We start from the raw sequence: 1,759 nt of genomic DNA, 5'->3' as shown, positions 1-1,759 counted from the left end.
AAGCTCGAGCTCGCGCAGAGGGCACAGGCGGCAGGTACGCCGATAATCAGCTCGATGGGCGCGGGCAACAAGCTCGACCCGACAGCCTTCGAGGTCGCGGACATCAGCAAAACCTCTGTCTGTCCGCTCGCTCGCGTAATGCGCATAGAATGCCGCAAGCGCGGAATAAAGAAGCTCAAGGTCGTTTACTCAAAGGAACAGGCGAGAAAGCCGCTCGGAAAGCCGTCTGAAAGCAGCGGCGTCCGCAAGGATATCCCCGCTTCAAACGCGTTTGTGCCGTCGGTTGCAGGGCTCATCATCGCGGGCGAGGTAATAAAAGACTTGTGTGATGTAAAGTGAGTGTGAATGAAATGAAGAAAGTTATTTTTATAATATCAGCGTGCGCGTTTATCGCGTGCGCAGCAATGTCGGGCTGCGGTGAGGAAGCGTCATCACAGGCTCAGACCACAGCTACGTCAGCAACACAGGCGGCAGCACAGGACGCGACAAAGGCGAAAGGAACAACTCAGCCGACTGCTGCCGCCGAAACTGAAGTATCTACAACAAAAGCCGCCGATTACAAGGCCGAAAGCAGCGGCGGTGAAGAAACGCCCGATAATAATTTTGATGTCTACGGCGGAATGCGCGAGGACGAAGCTATAGCCGAGGCTCTCGGCAGCTCGGGCGGCACGGTCGTGAGCGTTGAAAAGGGCAAGGACAGCGACGGCAGCGAGGAATGGGTCATAGGCGTAAAAGAGGACGAAAAATCCGAGGTCGTCTATCACCACGTCAAGGGCAATTCGGACTCAGAGGTGGAAACCCCACTTATTTATTGATGAACATAAACAAAAACAGACGTCCGCTATGGACGTCCGTTTTTTATGGCGCGTTGGAATAAATGTGAAAATACCTGCGTCGCTTGAGCGGTTCAGTGCGTAAGGAGAGATTCATCAGTCGCTCTCGTTAAAAACGCTTCCCCGAAGCGTTTTTGCCTGCGGCTCGGCGTTCCGCCTGCGCCTTGGCACACTCTCCGTTTGAAACATGGTCGTTCAGCGTCGTACCTGAAGGTACTTCCTCGAACTCCCTGTTTCGGCGCTTCCTCGAACTCCTTTTATCCGCCACCGGCGGCGGTCGTTCTCGTCACCTTCGAGTCTCTTCCGGCTTGCTGTCAGCAGTAAATAGAAAAAAGGATACCCGAGTGGGTATCCTTTTTTCTATGGCGCGCCGGAAGAGACTCGAACTCCCGACCTTCTGATTCGTAGTCAGACACTCTATCCAGCTGAGCTACCGGCGCATATGGGTTCTTTTGAACCGCAAGATATATATTACCATACTTTCGGAGAAAAAGCAAGTCTTTTTTTCAGGAATATTAAATTCATCAAAAAGCACATAATTTCCCCCACCTTTTATTGAATACTGCGCCTTGTTTTTGCTTCTTATTTAATAATAAAAGTTGGAGGGCGAAAAAACGCAATAATTTGTGGCGGTTACAAGCCGGCCACCAGATATTGTGAATGTTGTCCATATTTCGGAACACGTTTTTGTGTAATCTCGTGGTAATTAAGGTTTGATTTTTGCGGAAAAATATGTTAGAATAAATAACGGTAACGAAATTGTAATCATATAGTCGCTTACCTAAAAAACACTGAATTCTCTTTAATGAATTGAATTCCTTTGCTTAAAGAAAGGGTGTTACTTTGACTAAGATGCTAATCAGAAGGATACCTGCGGTTGTCCTCACGGTCGCGATCCTGTTTACAACCGTATTCGCGCTTTCGAT

The 1,759-nt window shown here is 49.2% G+C and carries 2 protein-coding genes and 1 tRNA gene; 2 read left to right on the top strand and 1 reads right to left on the bottom strand.

The genetic code is table 11. From position 1 onward, the window contains the following. Positions 1-339: tRNA threonylcarbamoyladenosine dehydratase (locus tag JKK62_RS01470; RefSeq protein WP_436286296.1), on the top strand; the 339-nt coding region annotated here is incomplete at its 5' end. Positions 340-350: 11 nt separating this feature from the next. Beyond that, a complete protein-coding gene (locus JKK62_RS01465) occupies positions 351-815 on the top strand; it encodes a hypothetical protein (RefSeq protein ID WP_201426642.1) in 465 nt (154 codons plus the stop codon). A gap of 381 nt (positions 816-1,196) precedes the next feature. Here JKK62_RS01465 and JKK62_RS01460 read toward each other — a convergent pair. Beyond that, a tRNA-Arg gene (locus JKK62_RS01460) sits at positions 1,197-1,273 on the bottom strand. Between the last annotated feature and the right edge of the window lie 486 nt (positions 1,274-1,759).

The organism is Ruminococcus difficilis (assembly GCF_016680995.1).
Note: the sequence above shows the minus strand (reverse complement) of the source record. Positions and strands in the feature narration are given on the sequence as shown.

Excerpts from the sequence above, each read along its gene's own strand:
- JKK62_RS01465 (WP_201426642.1), top strand. The coding sequence starts at position 351 with ATGAAGAAAGTTATTTTTATAATATCAGCGTGCGCGTTTATCGCGTGC.